The following is a 23,418-nucleotide window of genomic DNA, read 5'->3' as shown; positions in this document are numbered from 1 at the left end:
AAATAAAAGCCGGAGGCGATGCAAATGCTCCCGGCTATAATTGGTTAGATTGAATTTTATCCTTGCTTATATGTTCAACGACACCTCATATGGTATGCGCTTAGAATTATCGTTTTTAACCAGGCAGATGATCCACATAACTATAAAGGGAATCATCGAGACTGCCAAATCCGGCGCTATTAATAAAAAGATGACCGTATTTGTGCAAACCGTTAACAGGAAACACGCCGGAATAAAGATCAAAAGAGTTTTATAATACTTTGATGATCTTATGAAAGGCAGCGCTAACAATCCAAGATGAAACAACACTAAAAGTGAGATATTTAATTGATTCCAAAAGCTATTTCCGGGGTTTAATATATCTTTCAATAACGTAAATTCAAACGACACAATTGACATAGTAAAGCCTAAGTGTACGGAGAAGCCGATTAAAAAGCTAAAGAGGATTAGCGCGATGATTTTGATATTTGTTTTCATAGGTGGTGATAAAATTTAAGTATTATTCAAATATAAAAGTACAATTCAAAACAAAGTTAATGTATTGATTAATAATTATTAACCAATACATTAACTTTCACTCACTATGAAATAATATAAATATATGATCAAATTATTTCTAACGAAAAAAGCCCCGGCCGCAAATTGTGGCCGTTGCGCAACAGGGCTTAAAATGGCTGAATAATTAATTTGCAGAGCAAATGGTTATTCGGCCATTTGCTTTTATCGCCATCCCTAAAGCGTTTAATGAGTGCTCTGTTATTGAGATACAGGCCGAAAAAGTATTAATAAAAGCATCAGAATGGTTCCCGGGTATTTTTCTTATTCTTCTTCTGACCTTTGTTGAAACGCCATTGACAAGTTTTTTAAGGTTATAGGCAACGGCGGCCATGATCATACATTTATTGGCCAATTCGAGCCCTTTTGTGTTTACCTGTTTCATGCCTGTAAAATTGATCAGGGTGCCCAGTACCGGTTCTACCGTACTTTGTCTTACTTTCCTGGCCTTGCTCCCTTGTCGGGTTTGCATGCGTTCATGCATTTCTATATAAAGGTCTTTAGCTACGGAATCCTTAAACACTTTAAAGCCTTGCAGATTAGCGCAGGTGCTTTTAAGCGGACAGTCCCTGCAATCTTTAACACTGGTACGATATATCTTATGGGTATTATCGTTCTCTGCTTTTTTGAAGTTGTGAAAAGTAAGGTATTTGCCTTCAGGACAAACATACCGGTCTTGCTCCCCGTCATAACTGAAGCCCTGCCGGCTTTCCCTGCTTTGACATCCTGACCTGTTAGGTATGAAGCCTTTAATATGATTATCAGCTAAAAACAGAAGCGCCGCTTCACCGCTATAACCTGTATCGGCAAGCACATCTTCTATTTCCATGCCATTATCTTTAAGGTTTCCGGCGACATGGGTAAGGATATCAGGCAGACATGGTGCATCTCCTCTATCTGCATGAAAGGCCTGGATGTGTGTAATAACGTGGTTTTGTGTATCTACGCTTACATGAGCCGAATAGTTCAGCCGCGTTGTTTTTCCGGGTTTCACCGATAACCGGGCATCAGGGTCTGATGGGCTGTAACGCTTGCTGTTCGCTTTCTTATCAACTTTAGCGTTCTTTCTCGGCTTAGGCTTGGTGTTTTCATCCGGTATGTCCCCAGCCGGGGCTTCATCATTATGATCGTCCAATTGCTTGCCATAAGTTGATGCATCATTCATGATCTCGCGTTCGACCAAACTTGACATAGCTGCATTGGCTTTGACAAATGCGCTATCGATAGCCTGTCTTTTACCTGCTACCAAACCTGCATCAATACACTTTTTCAGAACCTGTTTAAACACAGCTGTAAACTCATCTTCTCCATAAAGCTGGCGTGTGCGGCTTAATGTCGAATGCCAGGGAAGTTCTTCATCCAGATCATATCCTATAAAATAGAGGATATCCATGCGCATACGTGAGGTAGCAATAATGCGCCTATCGCTATTCAGGTTCTCTAAATAACCAACAAGCATTAGTTTGAAAAACACAACCGGGTCAATGCTCTTTTGACCCTCTGTACCATAATATTTGGCCGTTGTATCATAAACAAAGTGGAGATCAAGTATGTCTTTCAAACGCCTGTAGAAGTTATCAGCCGGAACATAGTCTGAAAGCTGAAACCTGATGAAGAGCTTTTCCTGATAATCTTTTTTGCCTTGCATGTCCTTAATATACAAAATAAATCTCTGACTACCAAATAGTTAATCAAAGAAAAAGACCCGATCAAAACTTTATTCGATCGAGTCTTTTCTCAGTTGCGCAACGGCCACGCAAATTGACCGGGGCTTTAAATCATATGGTAAATTCAATTAGTTAAAGAGATACCTTAAACCAATTTGAGCTTGCCAGCGTGATACCTGCGAAATACCGTTACCAAAAGTTGATGTAAGCGGGATTTGGTTTTTATCATCAAAGTAAGGGAACGAGAATGTTGGCTTACCAATGTTAGGATCATTAGGATTAGCGTTGTTGGCGTAAACACCTTTAAATGATAATGGGCTTGTACGGTTAACAAACTTAAAGTTACCCCAGTTCCTGTTCAGGAAGTTACCAAGGTTAATAATGTTAAACTCAAACTGTAACGTGTTTTTAACTTTACCGGTTGAAGCATATAAATCTTGAGTGAAGTTAAAGTTAACCAGGTGGAAGTATGGCAATACCAAAGCATTACGCTTAGCATATTGACCGCGGTGTTTGCTCAGGTATGGGTCCTGGTTAATAAACGCGTTCAACTGCTGGTAAGTTTGGTCAACAGTACGAGGGTCATTTAAGTTATCTTTTACCAACACGATATCACTTGCATCTTTAGGGATGTACATCAAATCGTTGGTAGTTTGACCATCACCGTTCAAGTCGCCATTATAAGTGTATGAAGCAACACCATTGTTAGCGCTTTCGTAAGTTAAACCAACCGAAGTAGTAAGGTGTTTGATATAATCCTTACGGAATGATACCGAAGCGATGATACGGTTTGGCTGGTAGAAGTTAGCATATGAAGTAACATCAGCATTAGGATCGCCGGATACAACACGGTCTCTCCAGGTTGACTGGGCGATAGAACCACCGTCATTAACCGAACGTGAATCAGAGTGAGTATAAGCTACGTTAAAGTAAAACTCTTTAAACGTTCTTTGTAACTGGCCGGTAACGCTGTAAGTATAACCTTTGCTGGTGTTTTTCATCAGGATAGCATCAGTAATATTAGGCACCGCCGCTGTGTTACCACCCTGGGCAGCAGGGATTGAAGGATAAACAGTAGTACTGCTGTAACGGATACGGTTATCATTACCCTTTAAAGCCTGACCTGATGTAGGCAACGCAAGGTTAACAAAGTATACCGAGTTGATATCTTTTGAATAGATACCTTCTAAAGTACCGATAATGCCTAATGGCAATTTTTGGTCTAAAGCCAGGTTTAAACGAAAGTTTGATGGAAATTTGAAATTCCTGTCGGTAACAACCAGGTTATATGAAGTGTTTGCAGCAGCCCCAGTTGGCCTGTTTTTATTAACATCCGGGCTGAAAACCAAACGAGGGTCGGTTGGCAATACACCACCGGCACCAGGTACGATGCTGTATGAACCAAACTGTACACCATTGTTGCTGGCCTGGTTTGATATATATACATAAGGAACCGGACCGGTAAAGATACCTGCACCACCACGCACTTGTGTGCTGGCATCGCCGTTAACATCCCAGTTAAAGCCTACCCTTGGTGAAATTTGAATATTCGTTTTAGGGAACTGTGCAGTATTGATCTTGTAACCATCCCTGAAACCCGTTAAAGCTGCTGCATTGGTATTATACTGGCTGTCAGTATTGTAAACCGGTAAATCAAAACGAATACCGTAAGTTAATTTAAAGTTGTCGTTAACTGTCCATTTGTCCTGAGCATAAGCGCCGATGGTATATGATTTTACAATAGCAAACGGGAACGAGCCGTCAGGCAAAGCTGAATAACGGAAATCGTAGCGGGTTGCAGTTGGCAAGCCTTGTTTAGCCGAAGCGTAAAAATCATCTAAGCTTTTAAAACGGTAACCACCATAGTAGTTAGGAGCGAACCCATTTTTAAATTTATTCGACTCGTATGATAAGCCAAAGTTAAGCTCGTGTTTACCCTTGTAAAGGGTTAAGTTATCAGATGCCTGCCAGGTATCGGTATTCAATACGTTGTTGGCAGTAAATGGCTCATAACCAAATGAGGTTAAAGTAGTGCCGTTAGGGTTTTGGATATCAACCAATGGGAATGAACCACCACCCGGAGACTCGCGGAAATCGCGCAGGGCCTGGTAACCTACAGTTAATTTATTGGCAAGGTTTGAGCTGATACGGGTGTTCAACTCGGCAATACCAATATTGAAGTTGTTGTTGATGGTATAGTAAGATGAAAAGAACGGCAACGAAGTGCTGCTTGGTGCACGACCACCTGTAGGCGCACCTGAACTGCTTGGAGGCACATCACGGAAAGATTTCAAATAGAAATATTTCAATGATAAGGTATTATTTTTGTCGATATTCCAATCCAATTTGGCAGCGATCTTATCTGATTGCGTACGTAACTGGTAGTTTTCAAAAGCGCCCGGATTATAACCATAAGTAGTTTTAAGGAAGGTAGACAGGGCTGTCAAATCAGCATAAGATGCTTGTGAAATGCTACCGCCGGCAGTTTGGCCATCGCGTAAAGCGGTGTAAGAAGTAGCCGGATCTTTGATCCTTTCCTGCTCGCCAGATACGAAGAAGAATAATTTGTTTTTGATGATCGGGCCACCTAAGCTGATACCACGTTGGTTATAATCAACTGTTGGTTTTTGAACATCGGTAGTAAGCGTATGTAAACCTACTAAACCAGCCGAGCGCTTGTAGTAGTAAACGCTACCTTTAAATTCGTTGGTACCCGATTTGGTTACGGTATTGATACCGGTACCGGCAAAACGACCCTGGCTAACGTCGAAAGGAGATACAGAAACCTGGATCTGCTCAATCGCGTCTAATGAAATTGGCTGTGAGTTTGCCTGGCCACCTAAGGTGTTTGATAAACCAAATGAGTTATTGAACAAGGCACCGTCAACAGTTAAGTTGTTACCATTACCGTTACGGCCGCCAAATGAAGTACCATTTGCAGTTGGAGTTAATTTAGTGTAATCATAAATTGACCTGCTGATAGTTGGTAAACGATCGATCTGGGCGCGGTTAATAATCTCCTGAGAACCTGTTCTTGAAGTATTGATAACCTTGTTCTGTACACCCGAAACCACAACTTCCTTAAGTTCGGTATTGGTAGGTGCAAGTTTAGCGTTGATCTTAAAGTCCTGACCTAATGATAGCGTGATGTTATCCTGGCTAAAGGTATTAAAACCAATAAATTTAAAACTGATAGTGTACGGACCGCCAACACGGATGTTTGGTAAGTTGTAACGGCCGTCGGCGCGGCTAACAGTTGAATAATTAGTACCTGTGGGTGTGTGTAACGCGGTAATGGTTACACCAGGGAGTGGTAATCCCTTTTCATCAACCACTGTACCAGACATGCTACTTGTAGTAACGTTTTGCGCGAACGCAAAGTTTAGTGTGAGCAGCGAAAAAATGAATAAAAGAAGGTAATGCTTCCTCATAAATTGCTTTTTTAATTATACGTTTAATTAATTGGCGCAAAGATAATTAATGAACTAATCACCAATGTTAAGTTAACGTTAACAATTATTATATATTTATCAACATTTTACATTATAAGTATAAAAACCATAAAACAATCGTCAAAAACAATGAAAATATTACAAATAATATGGTTTAAATCATACCCGGGCTTAACGGTTGCTTTACGCCCTTTACTTTTATGACACAGCGCAGATATAAATAACGCGTGGCAGGTGATATATACCGACAGTACATTTTTTGATTTCAGCCCTTTTCCTTAGCTTTGGCATTCAAAAAATAGGGGGCTGCGGAAAAACCACAAAAATCCGCGCAGCTTATTTACCTTTGAAACGAAATTAAAGTATATCAATAATAATATGGATTACGATGTAATTGTTATTGGGTCTGGTCCGGGTGGCTATGTTGCTGCTATCCGCGCTTCCCAGCTTGGTTTAAAAACCGCCATTGTCGAAAAAGAATCATTAGGCGGTATCTGTTTGAACTGGGGTTGTATCCCAACCAAGGCTTTATTAAAAAGCGCCCAGGTTTTTGAATACCTTAACCACAGTGCCGATTACGGTATTAAAATTAACGGCGCCGGCGAAGTTGATTTTGCCGCGGTTGTTAAAAGAAGCCGTAACGTTGCCGATGGCATGAGCAAAGGTGTTCAGTTTTTGATGAAGAAAAACAAGATAGATGTTCTTGTTGGCTTTGGTAAATTGAAAAGCAAAGGCGCTGTTGAAGTTAAAGCCGCCGACGGTACAGCTAAAACCTACAGTGCAAAACACATTATATTAGCAACAGGCGGCCGCTCGCGCGAGTTACCTAACCTGAAACAGGATGGTAAAAAAGTTATCGGTTACCGCCAGGCCATGGTATTGCCGCAACAACCCAAATCAATGGTTGTAGTTGGTTCGGGTGCTATCGGTATTGAGTTTGCTTATTTTTATAACTCAATAGGTACAAAAGTTACCGTAGTTGAGTTTTTAGATAATATTGTTCCGTTAGAGGATGAGGATGTATCAAAAGGATTAAACCGCATTCTTAAAAAACAAGGTATCAACATCATGACCAGCTCCAATGTGGAGTCGGTTGATACCAGCGGCGATTTGTGCAAGGTAACTGTAAAAACAGCTACCGGCACCGAAGTGCTTGAAGCCGAGATCGTTCTTTCTGCAGTAGGTATCGCCACCAACCTTGAAGGCATCGGCCTTGAAGAAAACGGAGTTAAAACCGAGCGCGGCAAAGTATTGGTTGATGATTTTTACCGTACCAATGTGGAAGGTGTTTACGCCATTGGCGATATTGTGAAAGGCCAGGCCCTGGCACACGTAGCATCTGCCGAAGGTATTATCTGCGTTGAAAAAATTGCCGGTCAAAACCCTCACCCGCTTGATTATAACAACATTCCGGGCTGTACCTATTGCTCACCAGAAGTTGCTTCTGTTGGTTATACCGAAAAAGCAGCTAAAGAGGCTGGGTATGAAGTTAAAGTTGGTAAATTCCCATTCTCGGCATCGGGTAAGGCAAGTGCTGCCGGCGCTAAAGATGGCTTTGTAAAAGTGATATTTGATGCCAAATACGGCGAGTTTTTAGGCGCTCACATGCTTGGCTACAACGTTACCGAAATGATTGCCGAAGTAGTTACTGCCCGCAAACTGGAAGCTACCGGTCATGAGATCATCAAATCGGTACACCCTCACCCAACCATGAGTGAAGCTGTAATGGAAGCCGCTGCCGAAGCTTACGGCGAGTGTATCCACTTGTAGTTTTTGGTTCATGGGGTATGGTTCATGGATCATAGTTCATGGTTGATAGTTATAGCTACAATAAATATTTAAAGCCTCAAATTAAATGCATTGCATTTGGTTTGAGGCTTTTTAGTTTCATACTTTATAACCACAACTTATCTTTAAAATATTATTCTAATTTAGCCCTATCAGCACATTATAAGTCACACCCATTATCTATGGACCATCGACTATGGACTATGGACTATAAACCATGAACTAAATGAAACTACACACCATCGATACCGGCTTTTTCAAATTAGATGGCGGAGCTATGTTTGGCGTTGTTCCTAAAACCATCTGGAACAAAACCAATCCCGCCGATGAAAAGAACCTTTGCACCTGGGCCATGCGCTGCCTGCTGGTTGAACATGAAAACAGGTTGATATTAGTTGACACCGGCATAGGCAACAAGCAAAGCGAAAAGTTTTTTAGCCATTACTATCTTCACGGTGATGCAAGCCTGGATAGTTCATTAGCTTCGCTCGGTTTTCATCGCGGCGATATTACCGACGTATTTTTAACCCACCTCCACTTTGACCATGTGGGCGGTGCGGTTGTACGCGGGGGCGAAAACCTGCTCCCTACCTTTAAAAACGCCACCTACTGGAGTAACCTAAAACACTGGGATTGGGCAATTAACCCTAACGAACGGGAAAAAGCTTCCTTTTTCAGAGAAAACATCATTCCTATACAGCAAAGCGGCCAGCTAAAATTTGTTGATACTGAAGACGGCATCAACTTTATGAAAGATTTTGAGATCCGCTTTGTATCCGGCCATACCGAATCAATGATGCTGCCGCTCATTAATTATAAAGGCAAACAGATCCTGTACATGGCCGACCTGCTGCCATCTGTCGGGCACCTGCCTATCCCCTACGTAATGGCTTATGATATGTTCCCGCTCCAAACGCTGACTGAGAAAAAGCTTTTTTTAAACGAGGCACTGGAAAAAGAATACGTATTATATTTTGAGCACGACCCGGTTAATGAATGCTGCACTTTACAGCAAACAGAAAAAGGCATCAGGGTTAAGGACACATTTAAACTAAGCGACCTATGACCGTTGATTAGTTTTGATTCGATGATTCTGTTGATTCTTTAACTCATAAAACACAAAAGGCATCCCCTCGCGGGATGCCTTTGTTCATTGATCGGTTTAGGTTAAAAGCCTCGTCAATTATATCAGTGCGGTTGAATCATAAAGCCGGATACTATCACAGCAACTATCTCTAATCTTCAAGCTCTGATCACTACAAAAAAGGTTTAGGTATAAAGAACGTATTATCTTTTGGCCGGAGGCAGCGGCTAACCACTAACCTCCAACCGTTGATCTCTTCAATAAAAAGGTTTAGGATTTTGAGTTATTTTGTACTCTTCCTCAAAAATCTCTCATCACAAACCTTAACCATGATGCATAATTTGAAGGGATTACATAATCAACCTTTAATTTTTATGCATCTATTTTAATTATTCGCCTTTAGTGGTGGCATCGCCCTTGCCCTGGTTTTCGATCTGTAGTTTTTTGAGCATTTCGGTACCTATCAAGGCATCAATCATACCGCCGCTACCGCCCTCTTTACCGCTTACCAATATCTCAGGCACCAACCTGATACCTGCAGCAGCCAAAGCTTCGGCCACACGCACTATAGCGTATTGTTCGGTACCCATGGCTTCGGTTTTTTGTTTGGTAACCTCGGCTTCTGATAAACCTATGGCTTTGATCTTGGCACCTTCGGCCATACCATTTACCTCTGTGGCATTGGCGTCGGCTTTTGCGTTAACTGTTTTGGCTTCGGCATCGGCCTTGGCTATCGTAATCCTTACCTCGGCATCGGCTTTTGCGTTGATGGTTTTAGCTTCTGCCTCACCTTTTGATGCGGCAACCCTTGAAGCGGCCATCTGGGTGTTAATCTCAACCTGGCGGGTTGATTTTACTACTTCAGGCTGCATATCGGCACCTGCACGGGCGCTTTCAAACTCCTTACGCTCAATTTGTGCATGGCGCTGTATCTCGTAAGTAACCTTTTCCTCTTCGGCCAGCTTACGGTCGGTAAGGGTTTTCATCAGCGCTGCCGGAGGTACTATGTCACCTATCAGGGTATCCACACCAATTACGTTGTAGGTTTCCAATACCCGGCCAATGTGCTCACGCGCATCTGTTTGCCTTTGGATACGATTGGCCAGAAAGCCGATCACATCACTTTTTTGGGCCGAGTTACGGAAGTAGTTGGCAATGGTTGGCTCCAATACCTGCGATACCAGGTTTTTCATTTTACCAAATCTTGCAATCACTTTTGGTGCTTCGTTACGTGGCACGTGGATGATCTGTGACACATCCAGGTTAAAAGTAAAACCATCGCTTGACCTTACCGTAATGGTACACAGGTTCTTATCCAGTTCGTGCGACTCGGTGCGGCTATCTGCCCAGTTAAGTACGATGTTGGTTGTGGGTACAATTTCAACAGCGTGGGTATAGATGTTTACCGGGTGTTTACCGGGGTCGAGCGGTTCGTCCCAAACACCTCTTTCGTTACGTTTAACAATGTTACCATGTTTAAAATTATCACCACTGGTATCCTTACCTTCGGGGCCTACGAACGAATTCACAACACCTACATAACCAATAGGGATGTAGATCATATCTACCTGCTCAACGCTCACAAACCATGGGTTAAGATAATAGGTGCCGGCCAGGATCACATCCTCCTGCAACCCTTTACGGCCGCCGGCGTTGATAAAGGCTATCGGATCCTGGTAGTTTTTATGTCCATGTACCGATTCGCCGGCTATCTCACCTTTATTCAATGGTTCACCATCAAGTGTGGTAATAATCCCCACTTTATTTTCGTGGATCTGCGTGATAGGCACCATCTCAATATCAAACAAAAATGCATTGATACGGTAACTACCTGGTGTAAGGAAAGCGGCCTGCGGGCCTTTCTGGCCGTTGTTATTTAAAAAGGCGATAGCATCCTGAAACTTATCACATTCAACCGGTTTACCCAGTACACGACCAGTATCAAACGGAGCACCATCTTTAGCCTTCACAAGGCCAAGCTTGCCCTGTTCAATGATGGTAAAAGGTTGCATGACTATGGTGTACTGCCATGGCCACATTTTCCAGTATAAACCCGGGGCAAGCGCTTTGGCCTGCATACCGGCTTCGCCCTGGGTAGCTATGATACGGCCGTCGGGCAGGCGGCTATTACCTGTAAGGGCAAACTTTTTGATCACCAGTCCGATACGGTCGTCAGGAACGATAACCATGCCGCAAAACACGCGCAAAACAAATTTGTACATCAGCAATAACACTATGACGGGTATAACCCACCACAGACTAACAATTAGATTGTCCATTTTTTTAAAGATTGTTTTTGATTTTTTTATTAACGGAACCCTTAAGGTGCGGGCCCTCACAATACTTATAGCTTAACTGGAAGAGTACCTTGGCTATATAGTGTCATTAAGACAGTTGCAACTATATTTTGTTACGAAAAATCTTAAAAAGATTTCAGGGGCGTCGTCAAATTCATGTAATTAATTGATACACAGAAAGTAAATTTTTAAATAATTTTCAGGAAACATTTTACAACAGGTGTAGTTAAATAAGTATCCTATTGTTTAATGAATACTTAACATTACCGCTATGAGTATCCCCAAAGACATCAAAAAAGAAGGTACCAGGATAAGTCCGGCAAAAGCGGGTGGACACCAAGCCAAAGAGATCAAAACCGAGGGCCCGCTAAGTGAAAAAGACGAAGTGAAGCAAGCCGAAGAGCGTACTAATAAAGGTTTGAAGAAGAGATAGTGTAAAGTCAATAGTCTTAAGCCGGAAGTCAAAAGATCTCTTTTTCCTCACCGCATTTCAGACTTATGACTTTAGACTAAAGACTAAGCCTTCGCTTTCAATTTTAAAAGCAATTGTATAGTTTTATCCAAACATTTTTCTGTTATGATAAAACAAGGCTTTTTATTGTTTGCTGTAGTGGTGTTTTTTATAGCATCATGTAAACCTGAAGTTTCGGTTAGGACGCTTACCGGCAAATGGAAATATATAAAAATCGAGCATCCAAATGCCAGCCCGCCCGATACCGTAAAACAAGCCGAGTTGGATGCCAACGTACCTTATATTCAGTTTACGCCCGAAATGAAATTCCTGATTGTATGGGGCGGCAAATTCCTGTCGCACGGCTCTTTTACGCTGAATGGAAGCAACATGAATGTAACCGAGAAACTCCCTGATGGCAAAACCCGCAATTTCGTTTTTTACGTTTCGGAACTAACCGAAAATAAGATAGTTTTTGAAAGTACCGGCCCGGAGGGTTCAAAGGTTACAGCTTTGCGGGCAAGTAAATTTTAACAGGTAATTCTTTGCATGCAAGCCAGAGACATAGCCTTGTGCCAGCGGGTGCAAGGTAAATTTAAAATCATGCGAATCCTTCAATCCTAAAAATCAAGGTTTAATGTGCTCTCGCCGTTGTTGGTGTTGTCACCAACAACTCTGCGCTATGCAATTGCAATGCTGAATTAGCTCGTAATTAATAAGAGCTACGAATAGGAAGTTGTTGGTGACAACACCAACAACAGCGCAAGTAATCCTAAAATCAAGGTTCAGTGTGCCGCAACAACATCCCCACTGGCTTCAACCTTGTTTTTTATAAACCGCTTGCCAATAAAAACAATCAGAAGTGCCAAAATTGATGACGCCGCCATAACCGCCGCCATGGGCAGCGAACTATGTTGTTTTATTACCGAAATACCGATGGATGACAAGGCCCCCACCGCCATTTGCGATGCGCCCAATATTGCAGAAGCCGAACCCGCATTTTTAGAGAAGGGAGCAAGGGATAATGCCGATGTATTTGGGGCGCAAATGCCAACACAGCACAAAACTCCAAATATCATAGCTATAGTACCACCTATCCCGAACCAATGATTTAATGAACCCGCCAAAAACACGAGGGAGATAATCACCATTAAAATAAGTGATGCGCCTATCATTTGTTCGCTTTTGTATTTTTTTATCAGCACACTGTTTAACTGACTTGAACCGATAAACCCGACCGAAAGCCCGGCAAAGATCCAGCCGAACTGCTTTTCGCTTACTTTAAAGCCCTCAATAAACACAATGGGCGATGACGAAACATAGGCAAACAAACCCGCGAAAGCGAACGCGCCGCCTATAGCATAGGTTACAAACTGTGCATCCTTTAAAACCGTTATAAAATGCCCTATAATCGGCCCGGGCTTTAAGGAATAAGCAGGATCGGGCTGATAGCTTTCGGGGAGCCAGAATATTACGGACAGCAATATGAGCACCGCTATAATAGTTAATACCAGGAAAATGACCTGCCATTCAAAAGCCGCGGTAATATAACTGCCAGCGGTAGGCGCCAGCATGGGCGAAGCACCGAGTACCAGGATCAGCAACGAAAATACTTTGGCATTATCCTCAACCGGGAACAAATCGCGCACCATGGCCATAGCGGCTACGCTTGCAGCACAGCTGCCCACCGCCTGAAAAAAACGCAGTGCAATAAGCATTTCGAGCGATGAAGAGAAAAAACATCCCATTGATGATACGATATAAAGCCCAAGCCCCCAGTATAATGGGTTTTTACGGCCAAACCTGTCGAGCAATGGCCCATAAAGTAATTGCCCGGCGGCGATGCCAATAAAATAGCTCGACAATGACAGCGCTACCTCATCGGTGCTGGTATGCAAGTACTTAGCTATGGCTTTAAAGCCCGGCAGGTACATATCTATAGAAAAAGGGCCAAGTGCTGTAAGCGAACCCAATATGAGGATCAGTACTGTATATTTTTGTTTGGTCATACGTGTGTTAGTTAGTTGATGGTTCATGGTTGATAGTTCATAGCTGTGAATGGGCACAATAGTATAATGGTCATGCTAAAATTCTATGAACCATGATCCATAACCTATGAACCGAAGCATCAAAACGCCTCGCCTAAATTAAGACTTATTGATGAAAAGTTTTTGCTCACGCCATAATCGAGGCTGATATTGGTTCCTGCTTTTTTATTGAACTTAAAACGCAGGCCTGTGCCGGCGGCCGGGTGCCAGTATACAAAGGCATGGTTTTCGGGCTCGGTAACGGAGTTTACATTGGCAAATACCACAAAGCCCAATAAACCATTGCGGGTGATATCGCGGCGGTATTCAGTTTCAAAATATACCAGCCTGTCGCCCCGGTAACGGCTTTGCGGAAATCCCCTGCCCGATCGCTGATAAGGCTCCCAGCCAAGACTTGGCAGGTTAAGATAAGGTGTGCGGGGCGTAAGCGTTGTCCAGTAATAGGCCCAGAAAGCCAGCACGTTTTTAGGCCCCGAGTTGGTTAACTGCACATATTTACGCATATCAATATATAGAGAACTCCAGTTGGTATGGCTTCCAAAAGCCTTGGCATTAACCCGGTAAACTATATTGGCATAAGCTCCGGGCAGCGGATTGATAGAGTTTTTGCGCGAATCGTATAATAAATTGACTGTTACGCCAGATGAAAACGCATCCTGATCGGTCGCAGTACCATATTTATAACCGGTAAACTTACGCAGGTTTTGATCGCCGTTGCTTTCAATATCTATGTAATAGTCAAGATTATAGCCTAACCCGGCATAAAAGTATGGCTTAATCTGCTTTAACACGCTTTGATAAAAGCGGAGGTAATTATAATTTACCAGGAACTTATCTTCGGGACCCTGGTTACCTCCCAGGCCCCATGTATATTGAGGATAAACCATCAGCCTGGTGTCGCCCTGTATATTCCACTCGTTATTATTAAGCCAGATATTTGACCGGATAGGCAAGCCATACCTCCCCTTTAAATTAAAATAAGGGGTAAAAGTAAAGCTTGATAAATTAGTAGTAGCTTCATCCCCCAGGTAAAACCCAGCCGTTGTTGAAGTAAACAATGCTTTTCCGCCGCTCCGCCCGTCGGTTGTTGAGGTGGGAAAAACAGAAAAGTAGATTTTCTTTCTTTCGGCTGTTTGCTGCCGGGGCTTAATTTTAAAAAGCGACCGTACAATGTCAATAACATCCCGTTGCGGTACTGTATCTTTTTTTACGCTGATGGTATCTGCAACCGGCTCCTGTGCCAGTATCATTGCCGGAATCAAACATAAAACTATTACAGATAACCCTTTTACCATCGTACTTTAAACGAAAAATATTACCGTGCTGTTTGGCTGTTAGTAAGTTTAATAACGGATAAAACAGGGCAATCGCTTCAATTTAGCTAAATTTTAATTTAAATAAAAAAGGCCTGTAAGTATTGAAACCTACAGGCCTTTATAACAACCATTTAAATTAATGGTAAGTTGTTTGTTTAGTTACGGTTGTTTTGGTTGTGGTATAATGGTGATGCGGATGTGCCCTGCGCCAGGCAATGCGGGCAGCACGCTGCCTTTTCTCTTCGCGCCTGCGGGCTTCATTACCGATAATATAACCGCCACCGGCACCAAGCGCACCACCAACTAAAGCGCCGCCTGCACTATGCGTAATAAGGCCACCCGCAATTGCACCGCCTGCTCCACCTATGATTGCGCCTTTGCCTTGTTTACTTATTCCCTTTTTCTGTGTGGTTTGTGCGTTGGCAGTGATACTGATGGATAGCATCAGGCCAATTAAAAAGCACATATATATCATTAGCTTTTTCATAATGGTATGTATTTATAAGTGTTAACATATACACTCATGCAAATAACAGACCATTATCGAAAATAGCGGCGCAAAAATTCAACAATTGAACATTAACCGACAATGTTTATTTCAGGAAAGCCATTACAGCTTTTGAAAATTCGGGAGTGCGGCTGGCGCTGTTATGATCGCCCGGAATGTGAACCAGCTTTGAGCCTGGAATAAGTTTATGAAGAGCAACCTCGTCGCCGTTATCATGATCTTCGCTCCCATCTATGAGCAGTACCGGGATTTTCACCTTAGCTAACTCCTGTTTGCTGGTTGATGGCTGCCACTTTTGCTGATAGGCTAAAGCAAGTTCATCAAAAGGGTTACTGTGGATATAATTGATCATCCCATCAACATCATGAAAGCTGGTATCGCCCATTAAAGCCTTATAAGCATGAACCCTTCGCGGCCATTCGGGGTTAGTATAAGCATCGCCCATGCCGCCCATTACCGCCTTTTGAATCCGCTTATCCAGCACAAACACGCGCGAAGTAATGATCGATCCGCGCGAATATCCAACAATATCATATCGTTTCAGCCCAAGGCTTGTAGCCAGGCCCATAATGTCTTTAGCTTCGGCATCGTTAGCATAACCCGCGTCATCGTGGGGCTTGTCAGACAGTCCGTTACCCCGCTGATCAAGTGTGATCACTTTATAACCAGCCGTTAACAGATCATTATAAAGCTTTCCTTTTTTCCAGCCTTCGCCCGTGCCCGAAAAACCATGTACCAGTATTACCGGGAAGCCATCGCCTTTCACTTCATAATGGATTTTTACACCATCAAACGAAGTGTAATAGCTACCCGGAGCAGTAACCGGCTGCGCTAATGCACCACTGCCGGTGATCAGCATAAAAATTAACAGAGCTAAACTTGCTGATAGTTTTTTGATAACAAACATATTTTATTTAATAAACAGGTTAATAATACTTACTCCCGCAAGCCCTATAACAGAAACAAGCGTTTCCATTAACGACCATGATTTTATAGTATCCTTAATACTCAAATTAAAATACTCTTTATAAAGCCAAAAACCCGAGTCGTTGACGTGCGAAAATGCCAGGCTCCCGGCCCCAATGGATAATACCATTAAATTGGGATTAATATGATTTTGCAAAACCAGCGGCGCAACAATGCCTGCAGCTGTTAGTCCGGCAACTGTTGCCGAGCCCAAACTAACGCGGATAATAGCAGCTATCACCCAGCCTAATAACAATGGCGGCAAATTGAACGATTGCAGTTGCGATGCTATCTGGCCGCTTACACCGCTGGCGGTTAAAACTTCCTTAAAGGCGCCCGATCCCGCTATGATCAATAATATCAAGGCCACATCCTTCACCGCATCAGTAAAATTGCCCGCAAGCTGGCCCATGCTTTTACCTTGCTTTACACCTAAAGTATAGGTGGCAACCATAAGCGCTATCAGCATAACAATTGATGGATCGCCAAGAAATGTGATGAACTTTGCTACACCCGGATCCTGTATGTTAAGGTATGGAAAAAACGCGGTAAGCATTAAAAGCAAAACCGGCAATAAAGCTGTAAAAAAGCTATTGAACGCGCCGGGCAGCTTTTCGGCAGGTAATTCTTCAGCCCTAAAAGTAGCCAGCGGCTCCGATGGGATTTTTTTAAGAAACTGTGCAAATACCGGCCCCGCCAGTATAATAGCCGGAATAGCTATCATAAGCCCGTAAATAAAGGTGGTTGCCATATTAGCATGAAACAAGGCCACTAACGCCGATGGCGATGGATGCGGGGGCAAAAAACCATGCGTTACCGACAGCGAAGCCAACATAGGTAAGCCTATATACACAGCCGGCAGTTTATATTTATAAACCACCGAGAATATCAGCGGTACCATCAGCACGAAGCCAATACCATAAAACAGCGGAATGCCTATAATAAACCCCGCTGCAACCAGCGCCCATTGAATATATTTTTCGCCTACGGCGGCAACAAGTACACCTGCTATTTTTTGCGCGGCCCCACTCACGGCAACCAGCTTGCCCAGCATAGCGCCCAGGCAAATAATGATGAGCAGCTGACCTAAAATATCACCCATGCCTTTCTGAACGGAAGCGGTTACTTTATTAATGGGTATGCCCAGCAACAAACCTGCAATTATCGAAACAATGAGGAAGGCAATAAAAGGATTTATTTTTACCAGGCTCACCAGCAAAACCAGTAAAACAATACAAAAAAAGATAGTTAACAGTACCATTAAGTTATAGGTTATGTGTGGCCAGCGGGCGTGCAACCTCAATATAGGGCACCTGCTGATGTCAACTAAAGTAATAACAAAATTTGAGTTTAGGATTTTTATATGGTAAAAGCTTGATAACCCGGCCTCAATCATCTATAAGCCTTTTAATTTTATCGTTTCCACTTAAAAATAAGGGATTTGTGTAACTAACATACAACATGTTGTTATTTATAACATTGTTTTATTAATTTTATAAAAAATAGTTTTAATTTTGCATTAAAGTTTTATCCGATAAGATTAAACCCAAACCACTACTTTACAGGATACTGTAGTTTTAACGCATACTTTAATACCTTTTCGGCATTTATTTCTTTAACTTTTATTATGGTAAAGCGTATTTTAGTATTGGATGACAATCAAGACATACTTGATATTGTTCATGAAACCCTTACTTATGAACAATTTGAAGTCAAAAGCACATCAATAAGCACCGATGTGCTTCCGCTGATTGAGAGCTTTGAACCGGATCTTGTTATACTTGATTACCGGGTGGCTGGTACTAATGGCGGCGAAATTTGCCGAAACATAAAAGTACATCCTAAATTTGGCAATACTCCTGTTATTATATTCTCGGCCTATGTGAACAATGAAAATGAGCTCATCAGCTACGGGTGCGACGCGATAATCAACAAACCATTTGATTTGACCGAACTTGTTGAAAAGGTTAATAACCTGCTTTAAAAACGTAATCGCAACCTCAACGGTCAATTTACCTCCCCCTTGCACTATCCGTTTAACCTTTATTTCATTTCTTCCTTCTGCTAAACCGGGATAATAATTATAAAAAAAGCAAAGAAAGCGCTTTAAAGCATTCTGCATTACAAATACAGCACATTTTCAAGGCATAAATTAATTAATTATCAATACTTAAACAGCATGGTTGAAATATTGGTAATTATTTTAACTTTGTTTTATAGGTTAAAGCAAAATAATTAGTTAAATACAATAAGCCCCTGATTGTATTATGGTACTATCAATAAACGAACACGAGAAAACAGAAGTAAAAAAGGCGCCGGTATGCCCAAGGTGTAAATCAGAGCTTGATAACCGTGTGCCCAGAGGCTTTTTTGTGAAAAAAGTTTTGTTTTTTCTCCCGCTAAAGAGGTACATGTGCTACAAATGCCAGCGCAAGAGATACATATTACGATAATTAATTTCATAAAAAGAAATTAACACTTACTTAAAAGTACTTTTCCTTTTTTTCTTCTTCGCCAATAATATAGATATTGTATTTTGGCTGCCTGTTATTTTAAGTTTGTGGAAGAAAACGAAGCCAAGTCAAAGAAAAGATATTATTGTTCAAAATGCGGAGCCCCTTACCATTTCCAGATGCGAAGGAGTTGGTTTTTAAAAAACATCCTATTTTTTATACCGGTCAGGAAATATTTTTGCGCAAAGTGCAAAAAGCCGGCTCACGTTTTCATCAAATAATTTTCCATTAATCAATTTTCTTTGGTGTTTTGATACCCTGTTACTTCAGAAAATGCAGGTAATCTGCGTTTATAACCTTCTTGTACTGTCATTTTAAAGCCCCGACCTTATTTGTATACAACAATATACCCGTTGTATATCATTATAAGTACAGAATTACAGAGCATTCCCTTATAAAGCCGCATAAAATCCAAATTTGAACTAAGATAGTTACGTCTAATACTTGGTATAAAAATTGCATAGTGTTTCTCGATATTGTATAAAGCCATATCGCCATTGACTTTTTTTGCTGATACATCTTTTTAACAACTTACCTATGCGACGGATTTTAGCGGTGGACGACGACAAAGATATTTTAGAAATCATAAAATATATACTGGAAGATTCAGGCTATGAGGTTGATACCTTAACTGAAGGCAGAAACTTGTTTGACCGGATAAAGCAACACGAGCCTGATTTAATTTTGCTTGACATTATGCTCGGCAATTTAGATGGCCGTGAACTTTGCAAAACCCTTAAAAATCAGCAGGAAACTAAAAACATACCTGTAATATTAATTTCGGCAAGCCATAATCCGGGTATGCTAAGCCAAGCCGGTTCGCCCGATGATTTTATAGCCAAACCTTTTGACATTGATGTTTTGCTGGATAGTATAAACAGGCAGTTAAGAAGTGCCGCCTGATATACAGGATATATTCCCGAAAAAAACGGAGCAGGCAAATAATCGCCTACCCCGTCAAATCAAAACTAAAAACTAAGCATTTATAGTAAATGCATTTTCCCGTTTAGCGCGGTTACGCAGCTTAAAGAAAATGACAAGGTTTAGGAAATGCATACCGCCCAATATTAAAATTATCCAGCCCACTTTATAACTCAGTACTTCAACCACTACCTGCATACTGGCAATACTGCCATACTCCTTTAAGGCCAGGCTCATATAGCCTATATTTACCAGGTAAAAGCCTACTACAAGCAGCTTGTTCACAGAATCGGCCAGTTCACTGTTACCGTGAAAAATATCCACTAAAAATATACGCCCGTTTTTAAACAGCACTTTGGCCACCCATACTGTTAATGCTACACTTGCCAACAGGTAAATAACATAGGTTAAAATAAAGTAGTTCATAATGTTAAAGATTTAGTTATTATTAATTATTTAGAATTTTCAGTAAAAATTGAAATTTATTTATAAAAAAATTTATTTAAACACTTTCAATATCGAACCAAAAAACCAGTTCTCTTCGGCCTTGAGCATGGTATCAAGTGTTTTGTTCACGTTGTTAGCCAGCTTATTTATATCAGTAACCGTGGTTTTAAATGTTTTATAAGCCGGATCTTTTGCATCGCCATTCACCCCGGCAAGTTGATCAAGTATCTTAATGATTGGTGTAAGCTCGCGCTTTTTACGTTCTTCGGCAACACGGCGGGCAATAGTCCACACATCTTTCTCTGCGTAAAAAAACTCCTTACGCTCGCCGGTTTTATGCTGCTTTTCAACCAAACCCCAATCAATGAGGTCGCGCAGGGTCATATTGGCATTACCGCGTGATATACTTAATTCGGTCATCACTTCTTCAGTGGTCAAAGCCTCTGGCGAGATCATCAGCAAAGCATGTACCTGGGCCATGGTGCGGTTAATCCCCCACTCCGACCCCAGCTTACCCCAGGCCTCAATGAACTTTAACTTTGCCTCTGCCAATTCCATGCACAAATATAAACAAGTTTTTAAACTTTCAAAAAAAAATGAAAATTTAGGTTAGAGGTTAGAGGTTAGAGGTTAGAGGTTAGAGGTTAGAGGTTAGAGGTTAGAGGTTAGAGGTTAGAGGTTAGAGGGCAAGGCGCTTTCATTTGCTTTGTTTTAAAAAATGTAAAATAAATATGCACCGCATTCTGTACGTGCTAACACAACTGTAGCAAGGGGGCCAACGGTTTGTAGAACGCCCGTTTACCAAAACAGCCTCGCCAAAATGGTATTAAATTACTTCACAACAGCTATAGCCATGCCATCATGCTCCTTGGTACCTACCGTTTGGATAATGGTGGCTGTTACCTGCTGGTTAGCGGCAAGCGCTTTATTAAAACGCTGCACCCCGCTAACGCGTTCATCATCACAGTTATCATTAAGTACTTTGCCTTCGCGGATCACGTTATCAGCAACAATAAGGGTACCCGGCCTGGAAAGCTTGAGCGCCCATTCAAAATATTCAGTATAAGGCGGCTTATCGGCATCAATAAAGATCATATCAAACGGGCCTTCATCATCGGCATCAAGGGTTGCGAGGCTCTCCATTGCTTTGCCTACTTTAATTTCAACTACAGAATCCAAACCGGCTTTGATGATATTCCGGCGGGCAACATCAGCATAAGCCTGCTCCAGTTCAAGCGTAATGAGCAGTCCATCGGCAGGCAGCGCGCGGGCCAGCCAAATGGTACTGTAACCGCCAAGCGTACCTATTTCCAGGATCTTTTTCGCACCGCATAAACGGGCTAGTATCTGTAAAAACTTACCCTGGTTAGCCGATACATTGATGCCCGGAATACCGGCATCTTCCATTGATTTCAAAGTACCTTTCAGCACCGCGTCTTCATCCTCAAACAAATTACCTATATACTGATCAACCGATTCAAAAATTGAAGTATCCATAACGCTAATTTTTTATTATTATAAAATTAAACACGAGCTAAAAGCAAAACGCACAAAGCCTAAAGCTAATGAACTGGTTTAAATTTAGATTGATATATGTGAAATTAATAGTTTTATAGACCTGTTTGCCGAAAACACCCTGCCTCTTGCCATGCTCAATTGGAACTTTTATACTGTAGATTTTACACGGGTTAACCTGCAGACTCCTGGTCAGCATCGCCAGGCCGGTGTTATCAGTTAATAATTGTCGAATGTTGATTGTATAATTTAGATTGCTGATATTGCCTGAGTGGAAAATGTTAAAATTGTCACCATAAATACGTGGAAATGTGATGGTGAGTACAGGGTACGCATGGGCATACTTGCCAAACAACTTAAACAATTAAAACCTCATGTTATAGCTTGCCAGGAATGTTTTTACAGTAAAGAAGCAAATGCCGATACCCTGAAATTTTTGGCTGCCGAATTAAATATGAACTACTGTTTTTTACCCGGCCGATCGAAAAAACGCCTGTTTGAAGGGAGTATGGTTAACAGCACATCGGGCCTGGGCATATTATCAGTTTACCCGGTTACCGAAACCGGGAGTTTTGATTTACCCGTAGTAGCCGAAGATAACGACCGTAAAGCTTTCCGGGTAAACGTAAATCTGCCATCGGGAAAAATAGTTACAGTTACCACTACCCATCTTACACACCTGGGCCAGCATAAAGGACTAAGAAAAGCCCAGGCCGAAGCCCTTGCGGGTTTTGTTATTGAGGAAAGCCCAAAGCCATACCACATTATTTGCGGCGACTTTAATGCAACACCCGATTCGGAAGCAGTTATGGCTTTCCGGGAATTATCTAAAGCTGCCGATTGTTATACCGAAGGTAATGGTGCAGAACCGAGATACAGCCTTACGGACGCCTATTACAAAGCCAACAAACAGGTATGTGTTGACCAGATCTTTACTTTGCCCTTCCCTGGTACGGATAATTATCCGCGGTTTATTGATTCGGCAGTGGTATTAAATGTGCCTGATGAAGAAACCGGCTTGTACCCGAGCGATCATTTCGGCATCACCACAACACTTGTAATAAATTGACTATAAACAACCTGCCGTCAATCGGTAATTTTATCATTCAAAATATAGCGGTTCAAACAATCCGCCCCTTTCGTCCATAAGAAACCACCATGAGCAAGCTATTTTATGTTATTGGCGCATCCGGAGCAGGCAAAGACACCTTGATGAATTACGCCCGCAAGCAAATTAACGGATCGGAAAATGTGGTATTTGCACACCGGTATATCACCCGGCCCCCATTTTCTGGCAATGAGAACCACGTTAGCTTAACCAATGAGGAATTTGCATTGAGGAGCAAAGCCGGGATGTTTGCTTTAAGCTGGGGCAGCCATGATAAATACTATGGCATAGGCCAGGAAATAAACAACTGGCTTAATAAAGGCTTTAATGTGGTGATTAACGGATCGCGCGAGTACCTGCCTGTTGCGCAGCGGCTCTACCCCGATCTGATAGTGATATTAGTAACTGCGAGTCCCGAAGCTATTGCAAGTCGCCTGGTTGGGCGCGGCCGGGAAAACGCTGAAGAAATAGCCAACCGTATAGTCCGCACTGCCGAACTCAATACCAATCTCGAAAACTGCATCGAAATACAAAATGACGGCGCTATTGAACTTGCCGGGAACGAACTGGTAAACCTGATCTCGGTAACAGAAAAACAACTGGCTTAAACCTGCTTTCAATATGTGATGAAAACTATTGATGGTTCAATACGCCCGAAAGATTACTGCGTTGATAATTGAGTAGATATTTTAGTTTTTTTTTAACGCAACCCATAAAATAACGAAATATACTGAAAAAGGGGTATTTCAAGGTGATAATATTAACGCTATTTTTAAAAAATA

The 23,418-nt window shown here is 41.9% G+C and carries 20 protein-coding genes; 9 read left to right on the top strand and 11 right to left on the bottom strand.

Annotation, left to right across the window (positions count from 1 at the left end; all coding sequences use genetic code 11):
• The first annotated feature begins 70 nt into the window (after window positions 1–70).
• Window positions 71–256, top strand: a complete 186-nt coding sequence (locus ACEN82_RS05555) for a hypothetical protein (protein ID WP_413323118.1) — start codon at window positions 71–73, stop codon at window positions 254–256.
• Between the two features lie 426 nt (window positions 257–682).
• On the opposite strand, the gene ACEN82_RS05550 is transcribed toward ACEN82_RS05555, so the two are convergent.
• Together ACEN82_RS05550 and ACEN82_RS05545 are read right to left on the bottom strand one after the other, a co-directional pair.
• The gene (locus ACEN82_RS05550; protein ID WP_495643978.1) at window positions 683–2,203 is read right to left on the bottom strand and encodes an IS1182 family transposase; all 1,521 of its coding nucleotides are present in this window, start codon (window positions 2,201–2,203) and stop codon (window positions 683–685) included.
• Window positions 2,204–2,350: 147 nt separating this feature from the next.
• Entirely contained in the window at window positions 2,351–5,653 is a 3,303-nt protein-coding gene (locus ACEN82_RS05545; protein ID WP_413322372.1) for a TonB-dependent receptor, read from the bottom strand.
• 399 nt (window positions 5,654–6,052) lie between these two features.
• On the opposite strand from ACEN82_RS05545, the gene lpdA reads away from it, so the two are divergent.
• Complete coding sequence (lpdA, locus tag ACEN82_RS05540; RefSeq protein WP_090533040.1) at window positions 6,053–7,444, top strand: dihydrolipoyl dehydrogenase; 1,392 nt, start codon at window positions 6,053–6,055, stop codon at window positions 7,442–7,444.
• Window positions 7,445–7,688: 244 nt separating this feature from the next.
• Window positions 7,689–8,528: an MBL fold metallo-hydrolase gene (locus ACEN82_RS05535; RefSeq protein ID WP_413322371.1), complete on the top strand. Its 840-nt coding sequence runs from the start codon at window positions 7,689–7,691 to the stop codon at window positions 8,526–8,528.
• A gap of 407 nt (window positions 8,529–8,935) precedes the next feature.
• On the opposite strand, the gene ACEN82_RS05530 is transcribed toward ACEN82_RS05535, so the two are convergent.
• A complete protein-coding gene (locus tag ACEN82_RS05530) occupies window positions 8,936–10,825 on the bottom strand; it encodes an SPFH domain-containing protein (protein WP_413322370.1) in 1,890 nt (629 codons plus the stop codon).
• Between the two features lie 289 nt (window positions 10,826–11,114).
• Here ACEN82_RS05530 and ACEN82_RS05525 point away from each other — a divergent pair, with 289 nt between their 5' ends.
• Window positions 11,115–11,276 carry a hypothetical protein gene (locus tag ACEN82_RS05525; RefSeq protein ID WP_413322369.1) on the top strand — a complete coding sequence of 54 codons (162 nt, stop codon included), beginning with the start codon at window positions 11,115–11,117 and terminating at the stop codon, window positions 11,274–11,276.
• A 144-nt stretch (window positions 11,277–11,420) separates the two neighbouring features.
• A complete protein-coding gene (locus ACEN82_RS05520; protein WP_413322368.1) occupies window positions 11,421–11,828 on the top strand; it encodes a hypothetical protein in 408 nt (135 codons plus the stop codon).
• Window positions 11,829–12,079: 251 nt separating this feature from the next.
• Here ACEN82_RS05520 and ACEN82_RS05515 read toward each other — a convergent pair whose 3' ends face one another.
• The 5 genes from ACEN82_RS05515 to ACEN82_RS05495 form a co-directional block, all read right to left on the bottom strand.
• Entirely contained in the window at window positions 12,080–13,330 is a 1,251-nt protein-coding gene (locus ACEN82_RS05515) for a multidrug effflux MFS transporter (protein ID WP_495644085.1), read from the bottom strand.
• 92 nt (window positions 13,331–13,422) lie between these two features.
• The gene (locus tag ACEN82_RS05510) at window positions 13,423–14,592 is read right to left on the bottom strand and encodes a BamA/TamA family outer membrane protein (protein ID WP_495644084.1); all 1,170 of its coding nucleotides are present in this window, start codon (window positions 14,590–14,592) and stop codon (window positions 13,423–13,425) included.
• A 202-nt stretch (window positions 14,593–14,794) separates the two neighbouring features.
• Window positions 14,795–15,145 (bottom strand): YMGG-like glycine zipper-containing protein, encoded by a 351-nt coding sequence (locus tag ACEN82_RS05505; RefSeq protein ID WP_090533047.1) that lies wholly within the window; start codon window positions 15,143–15,145, stop codon window positions 14,795–14,797.
• 106 nt (window positions 15,146–15,251) lie between these two features.
• The gene (locus ACEN82_RS05500) at window positions 15,252–16,073 is read right to left on the bottom strand and encodes an alpha/beta fold hydrolase (RefSeq protein ID WP_413322365.1); all 822 of its coding nucleotides are present in this window, start codon (window positions 16,071–16,073) and stop codon (window positions 15,252–15,254) included.
• Window positions 16,074–16,076: 3 nt separating this feature from the next.
• Window positions 16,077–17,393 (bottom strand): gluconate:H+ symporter, encoded by a 1,317-nt coding sequence (locus ACEN82_RS05495; protein ID WP_413322364.1) that lies wholly within the window; start codon window positions 17,391–17,393, stop codon window positions 16,077–16,079.
• A 366-nt stretch (window positions 17,394–17,759) separates the two neighbouring features.
• Here ACEN82_RS05495 and ACEN82_RS05490 point away from each other — a divergent pair, with 366 nt between their 5' ends.
• Together ACEN82_RS05490 and ACEN82_RS05485 are read left to right on the top strand one after the other, a co-directional pair.
• A complete protein-coding gene (locus tag ACEN82_RS05490; protein ID WP_274987560.1) occupies window positions 17,760–18,116 on the top strand; it encodes a response regulator in 357 nt (118 codons plus the stop codon).
• A gap of 1,066 nt (window positions 18,117–19,182) precedes the next feature.
• The gene (locus ACEN82_RS05485; RefSeq protein ID WP_090533051.1) at window positions 19,183–19,548 is read left to right on the top strand and encodes a response regulator; all 366 of its coding nucleotides are present in this window, start codon (window positions 19,183–19,185) and stop codon (window positions 19,546–19,548) included.
• A 72-nt stretch (window positions 19,549–19,620) separates the two neighbouring features.
• Here the strand turns inward: ACEN82_RS05485 and ACEN82_RS05480 are convergent, their stop codons facing one another.
• The 3 genes from ACEN82_RS05480 to ACEN82_RS05470 all read right to left on the bottom strand — a co-directional run bounded on the left by ACEN82_RS05480 (window position 19,621) and on the right by ACEN82_RS05470 (window position 21,510).
• On the bottom strand, window positions 19,621–19,992 hold the full coding sequence (locus tag ACEN82_RS05480) for a hypothetical protein (protein WP_176628341.1): 372 nt from the start codon (window positions 19,990–19,992) through the stop codon (window positions 19,621–19,623).
• Between the two features lie 72 nt (window positions 19,993–20,064).
• Complete coding sequence (locus tag ACEN82_RS05475; protein WP_090533055.1) at window positions 20,065–20,571, bottom strand: GbsR/MarR family transcriptional regulator; 507 nt, start codon at window positions 20,569–20,571, stop codon at window positions 20,065–20,067.
• Between the two features lie 273 nt (window positions 20,572–20,844).
• Complete coding sequence (locus ACEN82_RS05470) at window positions 20,845–21,510, bottom strand: O-methyltransferase (RefSeq protein WP_413322363.1); 666 nt, start codon at window positions 21,508–21,510, stop codon at window positions 20,845–20,847.
• Between the two features lie 289 nt (window positions 21,511–21,799).
• Here ACEN82_RS05470 and ACEN82_RS05465 point away from each other — a divergent pair, with 289 nt between their 5' ends.
• Both ACEN82_RS05465 and phnN read left to right on the top strand, forming a co-directional pair.
• Entirely contained in the window at window positions 21,800–22,597 is a 798-nt protein-coding gene (locus tag ACEN82_RS05465; RefSeq protein ID WP_413322362.1) for an endonuclease/exonuclease/phosphatase family protein, read from the top strand.
• Between the two features lie 89 nt (window positions 22,598–22,686).
• On the top strand, window positions 22,687–23,244 hold the full coding sequence (gene phnN / locus ACEN82_RS05460) for a phosphonate metabolism protein/1,5-bisphosphokinase (PRPP-forming) PhnN (protein ID WP_413322361.1): 558 nt from the start codon (window positions 22,687–22,689) through the stop codon (window positions 23,242–23,244).
• The last annotated feature ends 174 nt before the right edge of the window (window positions 23,245–23,418 follow it).

Source organism: Mucilaginibacter sp. Mucisp73 (assembly GCF_059491465.1).
Note: the sequence above shows the minus strand (reverse complement) of the source record. Positions and strands in the feature narration are given on the sequence as shown.

Bases quoted from the DNA above. Each gene is read 5' to 3' on its own strand.
- ACEN82_RS05470 (WP_413322363.1), bottom strand. From the start codon at position 21,510: ATGGATACTTCAATTTTTGAATCGGTTGATCAGTATATAGGTAATTTG.
- ACEN82_RS05510 (WP_495644084.1), bottom strand. From the start codon at position 14,592: ATGATACTGGCACAGGAGCCGGTTGCAGATACCATCAGCGTAAAAAAA.
- ACEN82_RS05550 (WP_495643978.1), bottom strand. From the start codon at position 2,203: ATGCAAGGCAAAAAAGATTATCAGGAAAAGCTCTTCATCAGGTTTCAG.
- ACEN82_RS05475 (WP_090533055.1), bottom strand. From the start codon at position 20,571: ATGGAATTGGCAGAGGCAAAGTTAAAGTTCATTGAGGCCTGGGGTAAG.
- ACEN82_RS05480 (WP_176628341.1), bottom strand. From the start codon at position 19,992: ATGAACTACTTTATTTTAACCTATGTTATTTACCTGTTGGCAAGTGTA.
- phnN (WP_413322361.1), top strand. From the start codon at position 22,687: ATGAGCAAGCTATTTTATGTTATTGGCGCATCCGGAGCAGGCAAAGAC.
- ACEN82_RS05505 (WP_090533047.1), bottom strand. From the start codon at position 15,145: ATGAAAAAGCTAATGATATATATGTGCTTTTTAATTGGCCTGATGCTA.
- lpdA (WP_090533040.1), top strand. From the start codon at position 6,053: ATGGATTACGATGTAATTGTTATTGGGTCTGGTCCGGGTGGCTATGTT.
- ACEN82_RS05535 (WP_413322371.1), top strand. From the start codon at position 7,689: ATGAAACTACACACCATCGATACCGGCTTTTTCAAATTAGATGGCGGA.
- ACEN82_RS05515 (WP_495644085.1), bottom strand. From the start codon at position 13,330: ATGAACCATCAACTAACTAACACACGTATGACCAAACAAAAATATACA.
- ACEN82_RS05495 (WP_413322364.1), bottom strand. From the start codon at position 17,393: ATGGTACTGTTAACTATCTTTTTTTGTATTGTTTTACTGGTTTTGCTG.
- ACEN82_RS05545 (WP_413322372.1), bottom strand. From the start codon at position 5,653: ATGAGGAAGCATTACCTTCTTTTATTCATTTTTTCGCTGCTCACACTA.
- ACEN82_RS05520 (WP_413322368.1), top strand. From the start codon at position 11,421: ATGATAAAACAAGGCTTTTTATTGTTTGCTGTAGTGGTGTTTTTTATA.
- ACEN82_RS05500 (WP_413322365.1), bottom strand. From the start codon at position 16,073: ATGTTTGTTATCAAAAAACTATCAGCAAGTTTAGCTCTGTTAATTTTT.
- ACEN82_RS05530 (WP_413322370.1), bottom strand. From the start codon at position 10,825: ATGGACAATCTAATTGTTAGTCTGTGGTGGGTTATACCCGTCATAGTG.
- ACEN82_RS05525 (WP_413322369.1), top strand. From the start codon at position 11,115: ATGAGTATCCCCAAAGACATCAAAAAAGAAGGTACCAGGATAAGTCCG.
- ACEN82_RS05485 (WP_090533051.1), top strand. From the start codon at position 19,183: ATGCGACGGATTTTAGCGGTGGACGACGACAAAGATATTTTAGAAATC.
- ACEN82_RS05490 (WP_274987560.1), top strand. From the start codon at position 17,760: ATGGTAAAGCGTATTTTAGTATTGGATGACAATCAAGACATACTTGAT.
- ACEN82_RS05555 (WP_413323118.1), top strand. From the start codon at position 71: ATGTTCAACGACACCTCATATGGTATGCGCTTAGAATTATCGTTTTTA.